The 23,380-nt window shown below is 46.1% G+C and carries 15 protein-coding genes; 7 read left to right on the forward strand and 8 right to left on the reverse strand.

Annotated elements, in window-relative coordinates; translation table 11 throughout:
* Positions 1-13: 13 nt before the first annotated feature.
* Complete coding sequence (locus MUN53_RS03150) at positions 14-664, reverse strand: DUF2490 domain-containing protein (protein WP_243323346.1); 651 nt, start codon at positions 662-664, stop codon at positions 14-16.
* A 400-nt stretch (positions 665-1,064) separates the two neighbouring features.
* Here MUN53_RS03150 and MUN53_RS03155 point away from each other — a divergent pair, with 400 nt between their 5' ends.
* From MUN53_RS03155 to MUN53_RS03185, 7 genes are all read left to right on the forward strand, one after another.
* Positions 1,065-2,246, forward strand: a complete 1,182-nt coding sequence (locus MUN53_RS03155; protein ID WP_243323347.1) for an ATP-binding protein — start codon at positions 1,065-1,067, stop codon at positions 2,244-2,246.
* A 31-nt stretch (positions 2,247-2,277) separates the two neighbouring features.
* On the forward strand, positions 2,278-5,826 hold the full coding sequence (gene nifJ, locus MUN53_RS03160) for a pyruvate:ferredoxin (flavodoxin) oxidoreductase (RefSeq protein WP_243323348.1): 3,549 nt from the start codon (positions 2,278-2,280) through the stop codon (positions 5,824-5,826).
* A 233-nt stretch (positions 5,827-6,059) separates the two neighbouring features.
* Positions 6,060-7,457 (forward strand): undecaprenyl-phosphate glucose phosphotransferase, encoded by a 1,398-nt coding sequence (locus MUN53_RS03165; protein WP_243323349.1) that lies wholly within the window; start codon positions 6,060-6,062, stop codon positions 7,455-7,457.
* A 66-nt stretch (positions 7,458-7,523) separates the two neighbouring features.
* Complete coding sequence (ruvX, locus tag MUN53_RS03170; RefSeq protein WP_022455009.1) at positions 7,524-7,946, forward strand: Holliday junction resolvase RuvX; 423 nt, start codon at positions 7,524-7,526, stop codon at positions 7,944-7,946.
* Between the two features lies 1 nt (position 7,947).
* Complete coding sequence (gene def / locus MUN53_RS03175; RefSeq protein WP_022455008.1) at positions 7,948-8,505, forward strand: peptide deformylase; 558 nt, start codon at positions 7,948-7,950, stop codon at positions 8,503-8,505.
* 78 nt (positions 8,506-8,583) lie between these two features.
* The gene (locus MUN53_RS03180; RefSeq protein WP_022455007.1) at positions 8,584-10,131 is read left to right on the forward strand and encodes an acyl-CoA carboxylase subunit beta; all 1,548 of its coding nucleotides are present in this window, start codon (positions 8,584-8,586) and stop codon (positions 10,129-10,131) included.
* 10 nt (positions 10,132-10,141) lie between these two features.
* Positions 10,142-10,468: an acetyl-CoA carboxylase biotin carboxyl carrier protein subunit gene (locus MUN53_RS03185; protein WP_022455006.1), complete on the forward strand. Its 327-nt coding sequence runs from the start codon at positions 10,142-10,144 to the stop codon at positions 10,466-10,468.
* Between the two features lie 150 nt (positions 10,469-10,618).
* Here the strand turns inward: MUN53_RS03185 and MUN53_RS03190 are convergent, their stop codons facing one another.
* From MUN53_RS03190 to MUN53_RS03220, 7 genes are all read right to left on the reverse strand, one after another.
* Entirely contained in the window at positions 10,619-11,224 is a 606-nt protein-coding gene (locus MUN53_RS03190; protein WP_394803030.1) for a 3-keto-disaccharide hydrolase, read from the reverse strand.
* A gap of 76 nt (positions 11,225-11,300) precedes the next feature.
* Complete coding sequence (ettA, locus tag MUN53_RS03195; protein ID WP_243323350.1) at positions 11,301-12,989, reverse strand: energy-dependent translational throttle protein EttA; 1,689 nt, start codon at positions 12,987-12,989, stop codon at positions 11,301-11,303.
* 54 nt (positions 12,990-13,043) lie between these two features.
* The gene (locus tag MUN53_RS03200) at positions 13,044-16,253 is read right to left on the reverse strand and encodes an efflux RND transporter permease subunit (RefSeq protein ID WP_394803027.1); all 3,210 of its coding nucleotides are present in this window, start codon (positions 16,251-16,253) and stop codon (positions 13,044-13,046) included.
* Positions 16,243-17,670: a TolC family protein gene (locus tag MUN53_RS03205; RefSeq protein ID WP_243323366.1), complete on the reverse strand. Its 1,428-nt coding sequence runs from the start codon at positions 17,668-17,670 to the stop codon at positions 16,243-16,245. The genes MUN53_RS03200 and MUN53_RS03205 overlap by 11 nt, the downstream gene beginning before the upstream one ends.
* A 71-nt stretch (positions 17,671-17,741) precedes the next feature.
* Positions 17,742-20,837, reverse strand: coding sequence for an efflux RND transporter permease subunit (locus MUN53_RS03210; RefSeq protein ID WP_243323352.1), 3,096 nt, complete (start codon positions 20,835-20,837; stop codon positions 17,742-17,744).
* An 8-nt stretch (positions 20,838-20,845) separates the two neighbouring features.
* Positions 20,846-21,916 carry an efflux RND transporter periplasmic adaptor subunit gene (locus MUN53_RS03215; RefSeq protein WP_243323353.1) on the reverse strand — a complete coding sequence of 357 codons (1,071 nt, stop codon included), beginning with the start codon at positions 21,914-21,916 and terminating at the stop codon, positions 20,846-20,848.
* Between the two features lie 256 nt (positions 21,917-22,172).
* Positions 22,173-23,342 (reverse strand): 6-bladed beta-propeller, encoded by a 1,170-nt coding sequence (locus MUN53_RS03220; protein WP_243323355.1) that lies wholly within the window; start codon positions 23,340-23,342, stop codon positions 22,173-22,175.
* Positions 23,343-23,380: the final 38 nt, after the last annotated feature.

Consider the following 23,380-nt stretch of genomic DNA (forward strand, 5'->3'; position numbering starts at 1 on the left):
AAAGAAAGCAACATTAAAACCGATGCGAGAAAGTCAGGCCAATTCCTTGTGGTGCATTGACCGGATCAGGAGCATATAGGAAGTGATATCGGTAGTACAGCTGGATCTGGTTGCGTGAATTCAGCCGATAATCGCATCCGGCCGACAAACGGAGGCGGTCGAGCGCCATACTTCCCCGATAAGTATTGTTGAATGTCTCGGCATATACAAAGGGATAAAAATCTGATTTCGGAATGTGATATTGCAAAGTGAGCATGGACCGCAAATAACTGGTCGGTTGCTTTTTATGTTTGGCATACGTGCTCTGGAAACGTTCCCGAACAGAAAATACAAACGAACCGCACGGCTGTTTGGCCGTTACATATAATAAATAGCGATGCCGATGTTGTGTGTTGTCATACAGATTGAGTAGATGCATATAAGCCACACCCGCCTTTATCCGAGGATGTATCTTATAATTAAGTTCGGCTGTACCCAAAAGCCATTGCAGTTGCGAAAAGTCAATAGCCGATCGCAAGTCTTCTTCCACAGTGAACGAAAAGTTTTTGTAGATTTTCCCCGTCAGACTGATTTTTAACGCCTGGCTAAATCCTTCTTCACCCTGGATATGAAAAGGTAACAATAAATACATGCAGGTAAAAAGATACAGAAGTCGTTTCTTCATCTTGTTTGTGCTTTATGCTTAGTCTGATATTGCTACAAAGATAAGTTATTTCGCTGGTCGAAAGGTCTGTTTTTTAGTAGGAAATCGATTGCTGTATGATTTTTAGGCTTTATGCCTGAAAATTGATCGTTCCACCCGGGTGGAATGATCGTATCACCTAGGTGGAACGATCGTATCACCCAGGTGAAACGATCTCTTCACAAGGGTGAAACGATAAAAATCTGTCATTTAACAGATTTAGTTGACTTAAAATCTCTTTATAAATAAAAGGGGTTGACGCAAATAAAAGCAATGCGAATGAAAATTCATCCCTTCAGAAGGTAAAATTGCAAACTCTGCTTTGCAATTTTATAGAAGTTGTTTATCTTTGCGCTGTTAATGACAAAGTGAGAAATAGCAGGTGGAATCATTTTTTCGTACACATAAATATTTGGTGGAACATTTGCAACCTTCCGTTCGGCGGGAATTGATGGACGAGATCAATTGGAATGACCGTCTGATAGGAATTAAAGGTTCCAGAGGTGTTGGAAAAACGACTTTCTTGTTGGATTATGCACGTGAATACTTTGGCGCAGACAATAAGAAATGCCTGTATGTCAATTTGAATCACTTTTATTTCACGGCGCGTACATTGGTCGATTTCGCTGATGAGTTCCAGCGTAACGGTGGGGAAGTATTATTGATCGACCAGGTATTCAAGTATTCAGACTGGTCAAAAGAGCTGCGGTATTGTTATGATCATTTCCCCAATCTGCGCATAGTCTTTTCCGGTTCGTCGGTTATGCGCCTGAAGGAAGAGAATCCGGATCTGGCCGGAAAGGTTGTCTCTTATAATCTGCGGGGATTCTCTTTCCGTGAGTTTCTGAATATGATGACGGGAAATAATTTCCCTTCCTATTCGTTTGCCGAACTGATCCAGCATCACCGGCAGATAGCAGAAGACATCTCGAATCAAGTAAATCCCTTGGACTATTTTCAAGACTATATGCATCATGGTTTTTATCCTTTTTTCCGGGAAAAGCGGAATTTTTCGGAGAATCTGCTGAAAACGATGAACATGATGCTGGAGGTAGACGTACTTTATATTAAACAAATAGAGCAAAGTTATCTGCCCAAGTTGAGAAAATTATTATATTTGCTGGCTGTATATGGCCCGGGTTCGCCCAACGTGAGCCAGTTGAGTAAAGAAATAGAGACTTCGCGGGCAACGGTGATGAATTACATCAAATACCTGGCTGATGCCCGTTTGGTTAATATCTTGTATCCACGAGGAGAATCATTTCCGAAGAAGCCTTCGAAGGTTTATTTATACAATTCGAATCTGATGTATCCCATTTGTCCGGTGGAAGAGGTGAACAAGAATGTAGCGCGCGAGTCGTTCTTCTTTAATCAGCTTCAGAAAGACAATGAAGTGAATGCAGGCATTAAGAATGCTCATTTCTTGGTGAATCAGTCATATCATTTTCGGATAGAAGATAATATGAAGTTTAAAAACAGTGCAGATATGTATTACGCCGTTGACCAGACAAAGATAGGTGAAGGCAATCTGATACCGCTTTGGCTCTTCGGCTTTTTATATTGAGAATCTTTACATACTAATAGTTTATAGATCTATGACAAAAGAAAAGAAATTTATCACATGTGACGGTAATGAAGCAGCTGCACATATTTCGTATATGTTCAGTGAAGTAGCTGCTATTTATCCGATCACTCCGTCATCTACTATGGCAGAACATGTAGATGAATGGGCAGCAGCTGGCCGCAAGAATATCTTCGGCGAAACTGTAATGGTTCAGGAAATGCAATCAGAAGGTGGTGCTGCTGGAGCTGTTCATGGTTCTTTGCAGGCAGGTGCGTTGACAACTACTTATACCGCTTCTCAAGGTTTGTTGTTAATGATCCCGAACATGTATAAGATTGCAGGTGAATTACTGCCTTGCGTATTCCATGTTTCTGCCCGTACATTGGCTTCTCATGCCTTGTGTATTTTTGGCGACCATCAGGATGTTATGTCTTGTCGTCAGACAGGTTTCGCCATGTTGTGCGAAGGTTCAGTTCAGGAAGTGATGGATTTGGCTGGTGTTGCTCACCTGGCAACATTGAAGTCACGTGTGCCGTTCATCAACTTCTTCGATGGTTTCCGTACTTCACATGAAATCCAGAAGATTGAAAAGTTGGAAAATGAAGATTTGGCTCCGCTGATCGATCAGAAAGCGTTGGCTGAATTCCGTGCCCGTGCCTTGAATCCGCAGAAGCCGGTAGCTCGTGGTATGGCTGAAAACCCGGATCACTTCTTCCAGCACAGAGAATCTTCTAATTCATTCTATGAAGCTGTTCCTGCTATCGTAGAAGAATACATGAACGAAATCAGCAAGATCACAGGTCGTAAATATGGCTTGTTCGATTACTATGGTGCTGAAGATGCAGAACGCGTTATCATCGCTATGGGTTCAGTAACCGAAGCTGCTCGCGAAGCAATCGATTATTTGACAAGCAAGGGTGAAAAAGTTGGTTTGGTATCTGTTCACTTGTATCGTCCGTTCTCTGCTAAGCATTTCTTGGCAGCTGTACCTAAGACTGCAAAACGTATTGCTGTTCTGGATCGTACAAAAGAACCGGGAGCTAACGGCGAACCGTTGTATCTGGACGTAAAAGATTGTTTCTATGGCGTAGAAAATGCTCCGCTGATCGTAGGTGGCCGTTATGGTTTGGGATCTAAGGATACAACTCCGGCTCAGATCTTGGCAGTTTATGAAAACTTGGCTATGGCTATGCCGAAGAATCAGTTTACAATCGGTATCGAAGATGATGTAACTTTCACATCTCTGCCTAAGAAAGAAGAAATTGCTTTGGGTGGCGAAGGCATGTTCGAAGCTAAGTTCTATGGTTTGGGTGCCGACGGTACAGTAGGTGCTAATAAGAACTCTGTGAAGATCATCGGTGATAACACGAACAAATACTGCCAGGCTTATTTCGCTTATGACTCTAAGAAATCTGGAGGTTTCACTTGTTCTCACTTGCGTTTCGGTGACCATCCGATCCGTTCAACTTATTTGGTAAATACGCCTAATTTCGTTGCTTGCCACGTTCAGGCATATCTGCACATGTATGATGTGACTCGCGGTTTGCGTGAAAACGGTACCTTCTTGCTGAATACAATCTGGGAAGGTGAAGAATTGGCTAAGAATTTGCCAAACAACGTAAAACGTTATTTCGCTCAGAAGAATATCACAGTTTATTATATCAATGCAACGAAGATTGCTCAGGAAATCGGTTTGGGTAATCGTACCAATACTATCCTGCAGTCTGCATTCTTCCGTATCACAGAAGTAATTCCTGTTGATCTGGCTATCGAACAGATGAAGAAGTTCATCGTGAAGTCATACGGTAAGAAGGGTGAAGATGTGGTTAACAAGAACTATGCTGCCGTTGACCGTGGTGGTGAATACCATCAGTTGACAGTTGATCCGGCTTGGGCTAATCTGCCTGCTGATGAAAAGGCTGCCAACAACGATCCTGCTTTCATCAACGAAGTAGTTCGTCCGATTAATGCACAGGATGGTGACCTGTTGAAGGTTTCTGCATTCAAGGGTATTGAAGATGGTACTTGGCATCAAGGTACTGCTAAATATGAAAAACGTGGTGTAGCAACATTTGTTCCGGTATGGAATGAAGCGAACTGTATCCAGTGTAACCAGTGTGCTTATGTTTGTCCTCACGCAGCTATCCGTCCGTTCGTATTGGATGAAGAAGAACTGAAGGGTGCAAACTTCGCTACAATCGCAGTGAAAGCTCCGGCTACAATGAAGGGTATGGCTTTCCGTATGCAGGTTGACGTTATGGACTGCTTGGGTTGTGGTAACTGTGCTGATGTTTGTCCGGGATTCAAGGGCAACAAGGCTTTGAGCATGGTTCCGCTGGAAGGTCAGGAAGCAGAAGCTGCCAACTGGGATTACTGCGTAGCTAATGTGAAGACAAAACAGAGCTTGGTTGACGTGAAGTCGAATGTGAAGAACTCACAGTTCGCTACTCCATTGTTTGAGTTCTCTGGCGCATGTTCAGGTTGTGGTGAAACTCCGTATGTGAAGTTGATTTCTCAGTTGTTCGGTGATCGTGAAATGGTTGCCAATGCAACAGGTTGTTCTTCTATCTATTCAGGTTCTGTTCCTTCTACTCCGTATACAACCAACGAAAAGGGTCACGGTCCGGCTTGGGCAAACTCATTGTTCGAAGACTTCTGTGAATTTGGTTTAGGTATGGAATTGGCCAACGAAAAGATGCGTGCTCGTATCCAGAAGGCTATGGAAGAAGCAATCGCTGCTGAAGCAACTCCGGCTGAATACAAAGAAGTATTCCAGGCTTGGATTGAAAACCAGAACGATGCAGACAAGACAAAAGAATTGGCAGAAAAGATCATCCCGATGGTTGAAGCTGCTAAAGATAAATGTGCTAACTGCGCAACTATCGCTGAATTGTCTCACTTCTTGGTTAAACGTTCTCAGTGGATCATTGGTGGTGACGGTGCTTCTTACGATATCGGTTACGGAGGTTTGGATCATGTAATCGCTTCTGGTAAGAATGTAAACATCTTGGTATTGGATACTGAAGTTTACTCTAATACAGGTGGACAGTCATCTAAATCTACTCCGGTAGGTGCTATTGCCAAGTTTGCTGCTGCTGGTAAGCGTGTACGTAAGAAAGACCTGGGCTTGATGGCTACTACATACGGTTATGTATATGTTGCTCAGATTGCTATGGGTGCTGACCAGGCTCAGACATTGAAGGCAATCCGCGAAGCTGAAGCTTACGACGGTCCTTCTTTGATCATTGCTTATGCTCCTTGTATCAACCACGGTTTGAAGAAGGGTATGGGTAAGTCACAGGCTGAAGAAAAGGCTGCTGTTGAATGCGGTTACTGGCACTTGTGGCGTTACAACCCGGCATTGGAAGCAGAAGGCAAGAATCCGTTCACATTGGATAGCAAAGAACCGGATTGGAGCAAGTTCCAGGACTTCCTGAAGGGTGAAGTACGTTTCGCATCTGTTATGAAACAATATCCGGCTGAAGCTGCTGAATTGTTCCAGGCTGCTGAAGACAATGCTAAGTGGCGTCTGCGTAGCTATAAGCGTTTGGCTGCTGAAAACTGGGATGTAGAAGCTTAATTTCAGGTTTTACACGTGCGGTTTCCGCGCAGGCCGGCGTAAAGCTGGCAAACTTGAATCCAAATAATTGATAAGGTGTGCCGATGGAGATGAGTTACTCCATTTGGCACACCTTCTTTTCTTCCAATCTGTTGTTTGGGCGCTTAGAATGCTGTTTTGTTCGGATTTTGTAAGAATCCTTCTTGTCTGCTCGAAATAATTAGGTATATTTGTGTTACGTAAACAGGGAAAAAATGGAATTTGATAAAAGACATAGCTATTTAATTCAATGGTTGATCGGGATTGGCGATTTGGCAGTATTGAATTGTATGTTCATTCTTATATATAGCCTTTTAGGACCTTATTATACACGGGCAATCGAATATAATATCCGAGAAGTCCTTTTGCTGCTGAATTTCTGCTATTTCCTCTCTTTGTATTTTGTACCCATACAATTGCATAAGTCGATTGTTTATTTGGATAAGGTAGTTCAGCGGGCCTGTGGACTGTTGACGTTGCTGATATTCCTGTTTAGTACATGTCTGATATTCTTGAACATCGGAGATGTTCTCGCCATATTCTTATTGTTGTATTATGTGTCCACGCTGGTTGTTTTCTCCTGTTGGCGTGTCTTTGTGCGTATGCTGTTGAAGTTCTATCGCCGCAAAGGATACAATTTCAAGAAGATAATCATTGTGGGAGCAGGAAAGAACGGAATGGAATTATATCGTGTCATGAAAGACGATATATCATCCGGCTTTAATATCTTAGGATTCTTTGATGATAATCTGGTATTGAAAGATATTCTCCCGAATTATCTGGGAACGACTGATCAGGTAGAGAAATATGCCTTGGAAAAAGATATTGATGAGATCTATTGTACCTTGCCGGGAACGAACGATGAAAAGATCCTTCGCCTCTTGAATTTCTCAGAGAAAAACATGATACGTTTTTATATGGTTCCTGAGATTTACCGAAACATCAAGAAGAGTATGGTGATGGAAATCATGGAGTCAATCCCGTTGTTGACATTACGCCGTGAGCCATTGCAGGCGTTTTACAACCGGGCCTTGAAACGTGCTTTCGACATTGTTTTCTCACTGGGCATTCTTTGTACGATCTTTCCTTTTTTATACATCATTGTCGGCTTCCTGATCAAACGGAGTTCGCCGGGACCTATCTTTTTCAAGCAGAAGCGTACCGGACTGTATGGACGGGATTTTGAATGTTATAAATTCCGTACGATGCGTGTAAATGCTGAAGCTGATACATTGCAAGCCGTGAAAGATGATCCCAGAAAGACGAAGATTGGAGATTTCCTGCGGAGAACTAATCTGGACGAATTCCCTCAGTTTATCAATGTATTGAAAGGAGATATGTCGGTGGTTGGTCCACGTCCGCACATGTTAAAGCATACCGAACAATATTCTGCCCTGATAGATAAATATATGGTCCGGCATTTGGTGAAACCGGGTGTGACAGGCTGGGCACAAGTAACAGGCTATCGCGGTGAAACAAAAACGCTGGAGCAAATGGAAGGACGTGTTAAGCGTGATGTATGGTATATAGAAAACTGGTCTTTCTTCTTGGATCTGAAGATTATAGTGGTGACATTGCTGAATATGTGTCGGGGAGAGAAGAATGCATATTGACAAGTGATGCACAGATTTTCAGCATTTGTGTAATTCCGTATTTATAAATATTGTATCTTTGCAGCCATGGGAAGAATTGTAGCAATCGATTATGGCCGAAAACGGACAGGGGTAGCTGTGACAGATACCTTGCAGATTATAGCAAATGGCCTGACAACAGTGCCGAGTGGAGAATTAGTCAAGTTTTTGTCCGATTACGTATCGAAAGAGCCGGTTGATTTATTTATAGTAGGGCAGCCTAAACAAATGAATAACGAGCCTTCCGAAAATATGAAATATGTCGAGGCCTTTGTCTCTCATCTGAAAAGAACAATTCCTCATATTCCGGTAGAGTATTATGATGAGCGTTTTACCTCAGTAATGGCTCATCAAGCGATGCTTGATGGTGGATTGAAGAAGAAAAAACGTCAGGAAAAAGCCCTGGTGGATGAGATCAGTGCGGTGATAATTCTTCAAGCTTATTTAGAAAGTAAAAAATATAAATTATAATATGATTTTACCCGTATATTTATATGGTCAGCCTGTTTTGAGAAAAGAGGCTGAAGCGGTTCCTCAGGATTATCCTGATTTGAAACAATTGATTGCAAATATGTTTGAGACGATGTACCATGCTGATGGTGTAGGCTTGGCTGGACCACAGGTGGGTTTGTCGTTGCAAATCCTGGTTCTTGATGCCGACGTATTGAAGGATGATTATCCGGAATGCAAAGGATTCAAGCGTGCGATGATCAATCCTGTATTTCTGGAGAAGAGCGAAGAAACTGTTTCGATGGAAGAAGGTTGTTTGAGTTTGCCTGGTATTCATGAGAAAGTAGCTCGTTCGGTACGGATTCGTGTTAAGTATTATGACGAAAACTGGCAGGAGCACGAAGAAGAAGTTACGGGTTTTGCAGCTCGTGTCGTTCAGCACGAATGCGAACATCTGGCAGGACATGTGTTTATAGATAACATTTCGGCTATCCGTCGCCAGCTTAATAAATCCAAGTTGAACAATATCATTAAAGGTTCGGTACGTTGTTCATACCGAGCAAAAGCTATAGGGAAATAAAAAGATATAGTTGTCGCCTTGTTTGAATAGCATTCCTGCTAGGTAAACAGGGCGAAGTAATTTATAAATATTAGTTTTATGACAGATTTAAGTAAAAACATTCAGGCCCTCAGAGAAAAGAAAGCTGTTGTGGAAATGGGTGGAGGCGAAGCTGCTATTGAAAAGCAGATTGCTATGGGTAAGATGACTGCCCGCGACCGTATTCTTTCTTTGTTGGACAAGAATTCTTTTCACGAGTATGACTTGTTTGTAAAGCATGATGGTCGTGATTTCGGTATGGACAAGAAAGACCTGCCGGGTGATGGCGTTGTAACAGGAACTGGTACTATTTTTGGTGCTCCTGTATGTATTTATGCTCAGGACTTCACGGTTGCCGGTGGTTCATTGGGTTTGCAACATGCTCGTAAGATTACAAAGATCATGGATCATGCCTTGAAGATGAAGTGTCCGATCATTGGTATCAATGACTCAGGTGGTGCTCGTATTCAGGAAGGTGTGGGTGCATTAGCTGGTTACGGAGAGATTTTCTATCGGAATACGATTGCTTCAGGTGTTATTCCTCAGATCTCTTTGATCTTAGGTCCGTGTGCCGGTGGTGCTGTTTATTCTCCTGCCTTGACAGACTTCGTCTTTGTAGTTGAAAATATTTCTAAGATGTTTATTACTGGTCCGAACGTAATCAAGACTGTCTTGGGTGAAGATATCTCGATGGAAGATTTGGGCGGAGCTCGTGTTCATGCTGAAATTACAGGAAATGCTCATTTCTATGCCAAGAGTGAACAGGAATGTTTCGATCAGGTAAAACGTTTGGTTAGCTTCATTCCTTGGAATAACCAGGAACGTGCTAAGATGGTTGAGCCGAAGGAACCGACTGCAATGTTGAATATTGAAGAAATCGTTCCTGCTGATCCTAAACAGCCGTATGATGTTCGTGATGTAATCAAATGTATCGTTGATGACTCAGACTTCCTGGAAGTACAGCAAATGTGGGCTGCCAACATCGTGATCGGTTTCGGTCGTATGGGCGGTGAAACTGTTGGATTTGTAGCTAACCAGCCGATGGTATTGGCTGGTGTATTGGATTGCGACAGCGCTGATAAGGCTGCTCGTTTCATCCGTTTCTGCGACTCATTCAACATTCCAATCATTACGCTGGAAGATATGCCTGGTTATTTGCCTGGTGTTGATCAGGAACATGCAGGTGTTATCCGCCATGGTGCGAAAGTATTGTATGCATATTCAGAAGCAACTGTTCCAAAGATTACAGTGATTTTGCGTAAAGCTTATGGTGGTGGTTACATTGCTATGAACTCTCGTCACCTGGGTGCAGACTTTATGTTTGCATGGCCAAGTGCAGAAATTGCCGTAATGGGTCCGGAAGGTGCTGCTAATATTATTTTCCGTAAGGAAATCATGGCAGCTGAAGATCAGGAAGCTATGCGTCAGGAAAAAGTAAAAGAATATATCGAGAAGTTTGCTAATCCGTATGTGGCTGCATCTCGTGGTTTTATTGATTCAGTTATTGAACCGAAAGAAACTCGTTCGTTGTTACTGCATGCTTTGAAACTTTCTATTTTGAAAGAGGAATATAGACCTGCGAAGAAACATGGTTTGCCTCCATTCTAAATATTTGCCTATGGAAGAGAATAAGAAAGAATTGGTGGATTTTGTAGTTACTGCCCGTAAATACAAAACGACACTGACTGAAAAATTCAAGAATCGTCCGGTATGGCATAAACCTTTTCCCGGAGATGTGATTTCTCATCTGCCAGGAACGATCGTTGAACTGGAAGTGAAAGTAGGAGATGAAGTGGAAGCTGGTCAATTACTGTTGATTCATCAGGCCATGAAGATGCTGAATCGGGTAGTAGCTCCTGTTGCAGGCGTCGTTGAAGCTGTGAATGTTCAGATTGGCGAACAGATTCCGAAGGATCATTTGATGATTCGTATCAATCCGAAATGATGGATGAGGACTGGTCTTATATTTATGGACTATAAAATAAACAGTTCAGCAAAGTCTGCTTTGCTGAACTGTTTGTTTTTATGGGTTTCATCTTTTCCCGGTGTGTCATGATGGCAAAATGCCATATGAGCCAACCGATTCGGATGTTATTTATTCCCACGGAGTCAATGTAACATTGCGGAATTGGATCGGGCCGCCTTCGCTTTGCAAACCGATGTGACCTTCTTTGACCTTGTTTGTTCCTGTATTCTGATAAACACCGTTGATATATACAGTAATGACTCCATCTTTCACGAAGATGTTGGCTTCATTCCATTCTCCGGCTTTATTCTCACTCGATTTGGTATGTTTCTGAACAACAGGGAAAGCAGGACGAGGTTGTCCGGGCTTGTTTTGGAATTCAGCCAAATCTGAGCCACCTAATAAAACGAAGTCACCAGCATCACCGGCATGCAACTGGCATTCGACACCGTTCGGGAACGGATTCTTCAGGTCTTCAATCAACAGGAAGATACCGCTGTTGGCTTCTTTGCCGTCGGGCCATCTCCATTCAACATGCAGTTTATAGTTACTGTATTTCTGTTTGGTGTACATATAACCAAAAGGCTGACCAGCGATTTGAATCATGCCGTCTTTGACAGAATATACTTGTTCTGCAGGAACTGAATTCTTGTCAACTAAAAATTCCCAATTCGACAAGTCTTTCCCGTTAAATAATTTCTCTGTTTTCTGTGCTTGTACAGACAGACTTCCCATCAGGGAAATACCTGCTATACCTAAAATAGCTAATTTTCTTTTCATGGTTCTCTATGATTGTTATGTTTGTTATGGATTAATCAACTATTAATTTACGATAGCGTACGCGTTTAGGTTCTTCATAACCTGATTGCTTACGTTTGTATTCTTCGTATTCGGAATAACTTCCTTCGTAGAATACGACATTTGAGTTTCCTTCGAATGAAAGGATGTGTGTACAGATACGGTCGAGGAACCAGCGGTCGTGTGATACGACAACGGCGCAACCGGCAAAGTTTTCCAATCCTTCTTCCAAGGCTCTCAAGGTGTTGACATCAATATCGTTGGTCGGCTCGTCGAGCAGCAAGACGTTGGCTTCGGCTTTCAGGGTAAGAGCCAGATGCAAGCGGTTACGTTCACCACCAGACAAAACACCACACAGCTTTTCCTGATCAGCACCAGCGAAGTTGAATTTCGACAGATAAGCCCGGGCATTGATTTCCTTTCCACCGACACGGATAAATTCATTGCCTCCGGATACAACCTGATAGACAGATTTCTTCGGGTCGATGTCTTTATGTGTCTGGTCGGCATATCCGATACGCACTGTTTCTCCGACTTCGAAAGAGCCGTTATCAACCTGTTCCTGTCCCATGATCAGTTTGAAGAGCGTTGTCTTTCCGGCTCCGTTCGGGCCAATGACGCCGACGATACCGTTAGGCGGTAGGGTGAAGTTGAGATCATCGAACAGCAGCTTGTCGCCAAAGGCTTTGGCCACATGATGGGCTTCGATGACCTTGTTACCCAAGCGCGGACCGTTCGGGATGAAGATTTCCAGCTTGGCTTCGCGTTCTTTCTGGTCTTCGTTCAGCAACTTCTCATACGAGTTCAATCGCGCCTTTCCTTTGGCCTGGCGAGCTTTGGGAGCCATATTGATCCATTCCAACTCACGTTCGAGCGTCTTACGGCGTTTGCTGGCCTGCTTTTCTTCCTGTGCCATGCGTTTGGTCTTCTGGTCAAGCCAAGAAGAATAGTTTCCTTTCCAAGGAATACCTTCGCCTCGGTCTAATTCCAGAATCCAGCCTGCTACGTGATCCAAGAAGTAACGGTCGTGGGTGATACAAATCACTGTACCGGCATATTGCTGCAAGTGTTGTTCCAGCCAATCGATAGACTCGGCATCTAGGTGGTTGGTCGGCTCGTCGAGCAACAATACATCCGGTTGCTGGAGAAGCAAACGGCAAAGTGCTACACGACGGCGTTCACCTCCCGATAACGTATCGACAAGCTGATCTTCGGGCGGACAACGTAAGGCATCCATCGCCCGTGCGAGTTTGGTATCCAGATTCCAGGCATCTGTCGCATCAATCTTGTCTTGCAATTCAGCCTGACGGGCAATAAGAGCATCCATCTTGTCCGGATCTTCCAATACTTCCGGATCACCGAACCGTTCGTTGACTTCCTCGTATTCCTTTAATATATTCACGATGTCCTGTACACCTTCCTGTACGACTTCCTTTACTGTCTTTCCCGGTTCCAGATGCGGATCCTGTTCCAGATAACCTACGGAATAACCGGGCGAGAAAACAACTTCTCCCTGATAATCCTTGTCGAGTCCGGCAATGATTTTCAACAGGGTTGATTTTCCCGAACCATTCAATCCGATGATTCCGATTTTGGCTCCGTAGAAAAAGGAAAGGTATATGTTTTTCAATACCTGTTTTTGCGGAGGATAGACTTTGCTAACTCCGACCATTGAGAAAATAATCTTCTTATCGTCTGCCATAGATTAGCTTTTGTTGGTAAAATGATTTTATCGCATCAAAAATAAGCAAAGTTTTCAAGCTTTACAAGCAGGCTTCTGCTTTTCCCGCTTGAGAACGAAAATAGGCAGATAAAGATAGATACCGATTACCGACATGATCAGTCCGCCAATCGTTCCGGCAGCCAGCGGAAACCAGAAGGCTTCTTTCTCGTCGCCGATCATGAATGGGATAAAACCCAGGATCGTTGAGATGACGGTCAGGAAGATCGGGGTGATCTTGGCATTCCAGGCTTTCTGATAAGCGCGGATCGGCCGCATCCGTGGGAACCGCTCGCGAATCTGGTTGTATTCGTTCAGGATATAGATACTGGCATTCACCGTGATACCGCACAGCAGGACGAAAGAGGCAAAGCCACCTTGGTCGAAGTTCAGTTTGAACCAGTAGAAAGTGAGGAACACACCGATGTAGGAAATCGGGATGACGAAGATGACCGACAACGGCTGCTTCAGCGAGTTGAAAAGGATGCTCGTGGTGAAGAAGATGATGACGATGATCAGGAACAGCAGCAGATATTGCTTGTTGTCGTCGTTTCCCCACGACCAGTAGCTGCTTTCTACCTTGGCTGTGTAGCCCATGGGCAAGATCTTCTGGAAGTCCTTGACGATGTTCTTCTGGATTTTCTGTCCTTGGTTGCTCGATCCGATGTATTCGTATTGCAGACAAAGGCGATACTGCTGGTTGATCTTGGCAATCTGCTGCGGCATCTGACCTTTCTCGACTGTCGCCAGATCAGACAGCTTGAAGTATTTGTCTCCGATGCGCTGGGGCAGGAACTGCATGTTCCAGATATCATATTCCTCAGATTGGCGGGAAGAGAGACGCAGACTTTCCATTTCATTATCTACCAGAATTGTTCCGGTGTAGATATTCTTCCCGAAAACCGGATTGACGGAGGCGAACAGCTCGATCGGCAGGATGGATTCTTGCGCCATCCGGGCTTTGTTCAGGTTGAAATAGAATTCCTGATAATCATCTTTCCACCAGGAATATTCCGAGTTGATCAGTACTTCCTTGATACGGCGGTAGGTGAGGAGTTTCTCCTTCAGCTTTTCCGCCCAGGCATACAATTCGTCGTAGTTGTAACCATACATCTCGATGCGATACGAACCGGCATTTTCCCGCACGTCGTTGCTAAAGCCCTGGTCCATCAATCCCCAGACATTCCAGCTTCCGCCGCCTAATTGGAGCGCCTTGCTGATGACCTTACTCTTGAGCGTATATGGGAAACCGCTCCGTTCTGCCTCGCGGGTGAAATAGACGTTGATACTTGCCTGCTTGGCATTATAGATGCTTGTCTGGAACTGACGGATCTCTTTATGGGTACTCAGAAAGGCTTCCATCCGTCCGACCAGCGTATTCATCTGTTCCAGGGTTGTTCCGCTCGGCATGGAGGCCGAGATGCTGAGCACGGTTTCGTCGTTGCGGGTGAAGTAACTGCCTTCATATACTTTCTCGACGAAGAGGCGCAAGGTTCCGCCCAGTCCTTTGTTGAGCGCAGGCTTGATTTTCTCCTTCCACACGTCTTTCTGCACCAGTGAATTATAGGTGTCGATACACAACGAGTCGGTATGCGAATACCATTTCTTGTCGTCGTATTCTATTTTCTCCGGCAAGAGGAAGACTGGCAAGCCGAACACCAGCACCAGTACGACACAGGAAAGTTTCTTCCATTGGCACAGCAGACGGATCTGCCAGCGGTAATACCGGTTGAAGTAAAGGACGGCATACGTGAGCCACGACGGATGAAACCGGCGTTGTGTACGGTGTATGGATGCGAGTTGCATCTTCTCGATCAAGGCCGGTACCAGGAAAAGGGCTACGGCCAGCGAGACAGCCAGGTTGATAATCACAACGGCGGCAAAGTCCTGCAAGTTCAACCGGATTCGTTCGTCGAGGAAGAAGATGATTGCCAAGGCACCGATGGTGGTCAGCGTGGCTGCCAGTATGGAGAGGAAGGCTTTCAGATCGTGCCGCCTCCGGATGTGATCGGTCATCACAATGGTGTTGTCGATGACAAGACTCAGCGAGATGGTGATTCCGGCTAATGAATACAACTGCATTTCCAAACCGAACAGATAATAGAAGATCACGGCAATACACAGGTTGATACTCAGACTGATCACGATCAGGAACAGGTAACGGAAATTCCGGGTGATCAGCAGAACGAAGAGCAACAGGATCAGAATGGTTAGTCCGGTGCGCACATAGATCTTATCCAGTTCTTCCTGGATGTATTCCGTGGCGTCATAGCTGGTATGTATTTCGTAGCCTGCCGGAAGGTTTTGCTGGATGTTTCCCATTTCTTCCTTGATCTGTTGGGCCAGCTGCAACTGGTTGGCTGTCTCTTCTGCCCAGATGGAAAGGTAGATGGAGTTCAGTCCGTTGATACGATAATAGCTTTGCGGCTCTTCTTCCTGTCGGGTTACTTGCAAGAGCTGGTCCAGGCGGAGCAGTTTCCCTTGCGGAGACTTGAGCGAGATCTTTGTCGGGTCGAATCCTTCTTCCGTGTGTTGCGGAATCAGTGCCAGACGCATCCAGTGCTTTTCGTCCGGATCGTTCGACAGGTTGGCGATGCCCAGGAATTCTTTCTGGTAATAGGTTGAGATGGCTTCCTGGATATCCTGTACGGTGATGCCCAGTTCCGAGAGTTGCCGGCTGTCGTATTCCAGCCGCCATTCCATGGGTGTTGCTCCGCTTACCTGAATCCGGTAGATTCCCTGGATGGTACTCAGGCGCGGTTTGATCTGGTTCTCGGCATACCGCTGGATGAATATTGGCGTGGCAGCCGCATTCAGGGTATAAGTCAGAAATGGCCTTGACTCTTTGTCGTCGGGGCGGCTCATTTGCAGGGTCGGATATGTAACACCATCGGGCAGGTCGGGCCATGTCTGGCGGACAATGGTCGAGGCTTCGAAGCGGGCGGCATCCACATCGGTGTGCTTGTCCAGTTCGATGGTGATGCGTCCCCAGCCGTTGCCGGAAGTAGAAGAAATCTCTTTTACTCCGCTGATGCGCGACAGCATGGCTTCCAGGCGTGAGGTCACTTCCATCTCGATCACCCGCGACGAGTTTCCCGGCATGTTGAAGGAGACACTCAGCCGGGGCAAGGTACGCGAAGGCGACAGCTTGACCGGCAGGAGCGGTAGGAATGCCAGTCCCGCCAACGCCAGGCAGACGAAAGCGACGATGATGGTGAAAGCCGATGGAGAGGATTTATAGTTCATGTTCGTAATCAAATTCATTCGACAAAGAAACACCTGTCTCGAAATCATGCAAGGTCAGCTTCCGGATCTTGTAGTAACTCAGCCAATAGTTCTGCAAGGCGGTGATATAGTTGCGCTGGGCTTCCTGCTGTCGGTTCAGCGAGAGCGTCATGCTGTTGATGTCGGCTTTCCCGATCAGGAAGCGCTGCTTGGTCTTCTGATAGGCCATCAGGGCAATGTCCAAGGCTTCTTCCGCACTGCTGATCAGGTTTTGCTGGATGTTGAAGTCGCCCACGGTCATGATGACGTCTTCTTCCACGCTGATCTCTTTCTGCTGTGCCGTGGTCTGGGCTATGCTCAGGTTGCTCTTGGCGATGTTGTGCTTTCCTTTGCGGACGCCCCAGTCCACCAGCGGGATGGAAACGGAGATGGCAACGATATCCTGTTGCAGCGGATCTTTATAGACATCCCGGAACCTCGACGATACCTGGTTGAATCCGATGCTGGCATTCACCGATGCGTTGAACATGGCTTCTTTCTTCGTGCGATCGACTTCCTGTTCTGCTTCCAGGATGCTTTGCTTCATCTCCAGAAATTCGGGGTTGTTCTCGCGGGCCAGGGTCAAGGCTTCTTCTACCGAAATATGCAGGTCGCGCGGACGGGAAGGCAACCGCAGGCGGATTTCCTCGCTCTTCTCGAAGTTCAGGTACGAAGCCAGACTGAACATGGCACGCTTCAAGGCAATCTCGGCATTCTTCAGTGTATTCTTGGCATTGACCGCGTCCAGCTTCAGGGTGAGCAGGTCTTCCTGACTGATGGCGGCTATCTTGTGCCGTTCTTGTCCGGTGCGATAGAGCGTATCGGTATTCGCCACATTCTCTTTGGCCATGTCGTATTCCACCTGTGCCATGGCCAGGGCAAAGAAGTAAGTGGTCGCCTGCTCGCTGATGCTTTCCATGTTGTATAGGAATTCTTTCTTTACCTTTTCGTATTTCAGCGGCTCGATCTTGCGTTCCCAGCGGAAGGCATTGTAGCCGACCAGATCCTGACTATAGCCGATGCGGACCGGCACGGAGGTGAACTGGTTGTAGGTGTTCTCGCCGAAGTAACGCATATAGCCTAAGTCGGAATCAATGTAGAAGCTACCACCCAGCCAGTCGAAGTTCTGTTTCAGGTTCAGGCTTCCTCCGGCATAGAATGACTGCTGCTTGCGATAGACGTCAATGTCGGCTTCCGAGTCGTATCGCTTGGTGATGTCGCGGTAGTATTGGGCTGGCGTCAGGTTGAGTGTCAGACTGGGCAGGCGTTCGGCCTTGTAGTTACGGAATTCCCAGTAACCGGTCAGATAGAGATTCTTGCTGCGAAAAGCCTCCAGCGAACTGTCGGCTGCCAACTGGATGGTTTTCTCCAGAGATAGAACCATCTGTTGGGCTGTCATGCCTTGTGTGAGGAGAAGCAACAGCCCGATCCAAAAGAAATGTATGTTCGTTTTCATGATGTCTGTATGTTTTAGGCTTCCTGCTTGGCGGGAAGGGTTTGTTTTCGATAGATGTACCAGTAAACGAGCGGCACGACAAACAGGCTGACGGCCGTTCCGACCAGCATGGCGGCGATCATGGCAATCGACAGAGGTTTCTGTAACTCACTGCCCAAGTCGAATGAGAAGAGCAGCGGGACCATACCGAAGATCGTTGTCAGCGAAGTCATGATGATGGGGCGCAGGCGGCGCCGTCCGGCTTCGTGGATGGCTTCTATCAGCGGCATGCCGTCTTTGCGCAGTTCGTTGATGGCATCCAGCTTCAGGATGGAGTCGTTGATGATGATACCGCAAGTGACTACGATACCGATCGCACTCATCAGGTTCAATGAATGGCCGCAGATCCACAAGACGAGCAACGAAGCTGCTACGTCGATCGGGATTTCCGACAGGACGATCAGCGGTTGCAGGAAGCTCTCGAACTGGGCTGCCAGGATGAAGTACATCAGCAGGATGGAGATGAACAGAATTACTACCAGCTCGTTCAGCATCTGCTGGTTGGAGAAGAAACTTCCCGTGAAGTCCAAGTCCCAGTCTGCCTGATAGTGTTCGTCCGAACGGATTACGGAACGGATGTTCGCCATCAGTTCTTCCGCATTGTCCACGTCATAGAAACGGAACGGGATGAATTCTCCGTTCTTTCCGGCTGTCAAGGTCTTCAGGTCTTCGCCGGGTGTGACGGATACCAAGGTCCGCAGCGGAACATAAGAGACTTGTTCCGTTTTCCCGTCGCCCGAAGAGGCATTCGTCCGGATCAGGGTCTGCTGCAATACCGATTCGATCGAAGCATCGTTGCCCACCAGTGTAATGGGCAGGTATTGCTGATAGGAACGGAGCGTGGCAATCTCGTTCTCCTTGAATGCCGTCTTCAATGCCCGGTACACATCGGCATAATCCACGTGATACAGCAACAGTTTCTGGTTGTCGATGGAGATATTCAGCTGGTTGTCGAAGGCAACGCCCACCGGTGCCATGCCGCCGGCTTGCTCGATGTCTTTCTCCAAAGCCTGGATTTGTCCGGCTTCGGGCGTGACTTCCTTGTTCCGGCTATAGAGTTCGGCTACGATGTCGGCTTCTCCGGTATCGAAGAGTTTCTCAAAGACGGTTTCCGGCGGAGCGAAAGATACGACTGCCATCGGATAATGCCGGCCGATCCACTGGCTGATGGCTTGCTGCAACGGCTGGATCTGGTCGGTCGTCTCTGTCTTGAAGTACAATTCGGCTTCCGAGACCGAGAGTTCCCGCTCGGTGTTCAACAGGAATTGCTGTTGTCCGATATAGGCTGTGTGGCGGGCTCCGATCTTCTCGGCTTCTTCCATCAGGGAAACAATGCGGCTCCGGTTCTCGTCGAGGTGGATGTTTTCATTCCATTCCAGTTGGACGATGAGTTCGTTCTGGTCGATCTCCGGCATCCGGCTTTTCGGGATGGCATAGAATAAATAGACACAAAGCGGGAAGGTGAGGATAATCCCGAGCCACGTCGCTTTCTTGTGGCTGAAGATAAAGTCAACGCCCCGATCGTAGAAGCGGTCGAGTGTATGTTCTTTCACCAGGCTGCTGAACTTAAAGCTGAAGAGCGGATGGTTGATCTCCGGAATGCTATATACCAGTTTGTATAAGACGGGCAACAGCATGATACCGGTGAAGTAGGAGACCAGCAGACCGACGGTCACGGCGAATGCCTGGTCGTAGAAGATGGCTCCGGCAATACCGCTCATGAATACCAGCGGGAAGAACACGGCAATAGTGGTGAGGGTTGAACTCAGCATCGGCGTGATGACTTCCGATGTCCCTTTGATGCAGGCTTCTTCCAGTGAATCTCCACGCCCGCGATACTGGGCGATGTTTTCCGTTACGATGATGGAACTGTCGATCATCATACCCAACGCCAGGATCAGGCCGGAGAGGGAAATGATGTTGAGCGACATGTGGAAGAGGTAGAAGAACGAGAAGCTTGTCACGATACTGACAACCATACTCAATCCGATCACCAGCGGACTCTTGATGTCTCCCAGGAACAGCACGGCTACGATGCAGATAAACAGGAAGCCGAGAGAGAGGTTCTGCTTCAGGTTGGAAATGGTATAATCCAGCAGTTCGGTCTGGTTGCGGGTGATGCTGAAGTTGATGTCGGGATAGACGGCGGCGAAGTATTCCGTCACGTCACCCAGCGCGTTTTTCAGCCGGTCCATGCTTTCGTCGGATTGCTTGATCACGGCCAGTGTCACCGCCCGTTTCCCGTCGGACATGGAAACGCCGGTTTCCTTTTCCGGTACGATGGACACTTTGGCCAGGTCTTTCAGCTGGAAAATACGGCCGTTCTTGCGCAGATAGATTTGACGGACGTCGTCGAGCGTACGCAGCAGGGTAGAGAACTTGATGTTGTATTCGTAGTAGCCGTCGCGCACGGTCATACTGCCCGGTTCGATGTTGTTGTTGGCTAATACACTTTCCAGCTCCTGCAAGGTGATGCCCGATGTCTCCAGTTTGTTCATGTCCGGCACGATTTGCAGTTGTCTGCCTACGACGCCGGTCACATCTACCATGGCCACTTCGGGCAATTGTTCGATGCGACGTTTGATGACGTTCTCGGCGAACTGGCAGAGGTCGAGGAAGGCGGTTTCGTCGTCCGGACCTTTCAGGGTCAGGTTCAGACAAAAGACCGGTATGTCGGTGGCACTTGCCTTGACTACGCGCGGCCGTTCCATTTCGCGGGGCAGCGTACTCATGGCAGCATCTATCTTTTCATTGACTTCGATGAAAGCCAGGTCGGTATTGGTACCGAACTCAAAGCTCAGGCGGATCACTCCGTTTCCGTCGCGGGTTTCACTCTCGATGTCTTTCAGGCCGGCCACTTGCATAAGCTGCTGGCGGATGGGTTTCACCAAGGTGTTTTCCAGTTCTCGGGCGGATGTGTTTTGGCCGGAAACCTGTACAGTGATTTCCGGGATGGCAATGTCGGGCAACAACGATACGGGAATGGTGAAGTAAGTCACCAGCCCGATGATGAAGCAGGCCGTGAATGCCATCAGCACCGCGATAGGACGTTGTATCAGAAAGCGGACCATATCTTCAGTTATTCAATGAGTTTGACAGGTGATTCGTGGGCAAGGTTGATGTTGCCGCTGGTGATGATAGAGTCGCCTACTTTTACTTCGCCGTCATCTACCAAGGTATAGCTGGTCGCATTCTCCAGTCCGGTATGTACATATACCCACATGGCTTTGCTGTCTTTTAGGGTGAATAATACCTGCTTGCCGGAACGGAGCACAATGGCTTCTTTGGGCACCACCAGTTGGTCGGGCAGCGAACGGTGGATGCTGACTTGCACGTTCATGCCTTCAAACAGCTTGTCCGATCCGTTTACCAGCGCCTTTACTTGTACCATGCCGTTGTCGTCTACCAGCGGATTGATCTCTGAAATGCTTCCGGTGGCTTTCAGGCCGGAAACCGCGAAAGGCTGTACTTCTACGCGGTCGCCTTTCTGGATAAGTGGCAGTTCATTTTCCAGGATAGAGAACGAAGCTTCCAGCTGGCTGTTGTCGATAATGGTACAGAAGGCTTCGGATGTGGAAGCCTGGTTATAGGCTTTGGCCGTCAGGTTGGCAACGATCCCGTCGAAAGGAGCGGTCAGCACCGACCGTTTCCATTCGTATTCGGCCAGTTCATACGAGGCCAAGGCTTGTTCATAGCCACTTTGTACCTTGGCCAGCTTCAGGATGTTGGCGGGAACTTGTGCCGAGTCTGCCAACATATATCCTTGTCCGATCAATACATCTTGCAACTCCAGTTTGGCTTTCTCGAGGGCATCGGTGGCAATGTCCAGCTGGTTCTTTAACCGAAACGGTTCCAGCTCGGCCAGTTTCTGTCCTTTTCGCACCGATTCTCCGTTTTTGACATAGATACGGGCGATGGCGCCAGCCGATTCAAAATATAGTTTCGCCTGGTTGCGGGCTTCTATCTTTCCGTTACTGATCAGTTCGTGGTGAAATTCTGATCTTACCAAAGGAATAGCAGTTACTTCATTGGTTTCAGAAGGGAGCACTGTCTCTACGGAAGTCTCATTCAGTTCACTCGCTTTCTTCTCTTTGCCGCAGGCAGTACATAGCAACATCAGCGGGATTGTCAACAGTTTGTAGTTCATCATGATGTTATCATTTAAGTTGTTCCAAATGTATTTATTTTTATTGGAAATGTCCTATTCTTCCCCCAATATTTTTTCGGGTTGAGCAAATATAGGGGAAAGAGTTGCAGCAAACAAAAAAGCAAATGGACATTCTTCTTCTAAGTATTATTGTTAGTTTGTTTATTGTCAGTTGAATATGGATTGACGATACAAATAGTTATTGGACAACGTTCTTTCCTTTTCACTTAAACGTCAAGATCCGGACAACCCATATTTTTCACTTCTTCGGCTTCACCAACATAATCACCCGGTTATCATCTTCACCCAATTTTGCAGCGATATCCTTTAGCTTGCCTTTTAACTTTCCTTCTTTATAATCCTTTCCAAGATCGAAAGCATCGATGGTAGCACATAATTCGCCTTTGGCATTTATGGGAGCGAACATAACCATATATAATTCCTTTTTATAGGAATAATCGCCATTGTATATGATGTAACTGAAAAAATCCTTTTCTTGGGTATCATACACAAAATAAGTCCTCGGAAATCCTTCATCTTTTCTAAAGTCATACACATTCTTTACGCTTTCCATGAAATAATAACGATCGGAAACCATCCTTAAAACCGGATATATTTCCGGATCCATAGTGTGAATAGGCGGTGTTCGTACAATAAAAGGATGTAAACTCAAATCAGGCATTAATGTGTATATCGTATCTGAAGAGGCCTCAAATAGGAGCCAATTCTTTCCTAAAGGAAATATACTGCAATACGGTCCAGGTCCTGCGGATGCTGTTACAACTCCATCAGGTTTTCTTATAACTATAAAAAATAATTTCTTCTCTTTAAATGGAACTTTAATCTCTTTCGTTATGCTTCCATCTTGTTTCGATACAAGCAAGAACGGTATTTCAAAATTAAACTTATCATAACAAATCAAGTTTTCCTTGTCATAATCAAATATATCCACATAAAACGAATTGTTCACACTTTTTTGAATAAGGGCTCGTTTGAAATTTCCTTCCAAATCATAGACTTTTATTTTTTTTGCATAGCTATCATTTATAAACAGTTCTTCATTTTCTTCATCCAAGGTAACACCACCACAGTAAATGTATTCTTCCCCGCCTTGTCCTTTACGGTTTATCTTACGGATGGCTTTCCCTTTCCGATTATACACAAAAATATCACCGTCTTCCCGATAATTTGTTACTATTATGTATTTTTCGCCTATAGCATTCACATATCCTTGATTAACAAACTCATCGTTTGTTTCCATCGGAATATATTCCACATCCATAAAGTCCTGAAGAACCAGTTCTTTTTTAGGTGAATAGTTGCTTTTGGTTACATCGACTGTTATAAAACCATCAGTCGATGCATTGTCACTTCCGCAACTTGTCATTACAAGTAGAAGGATAGTCTCGATAAAGATTAATGTTTTCATAAGCGAGAAATTTATAAAACTCAATCACCTCTTTCCAA

It is taken from the genome of Parabacteroides faecalis (genome assembly GCF_022809355.1).
Lineage (GTDB): Bacteria > Bacteroidota > Bacteroidia > Bacteroidales > Tannerellaceae > Parabacteroides > Parabacteroides faecalis.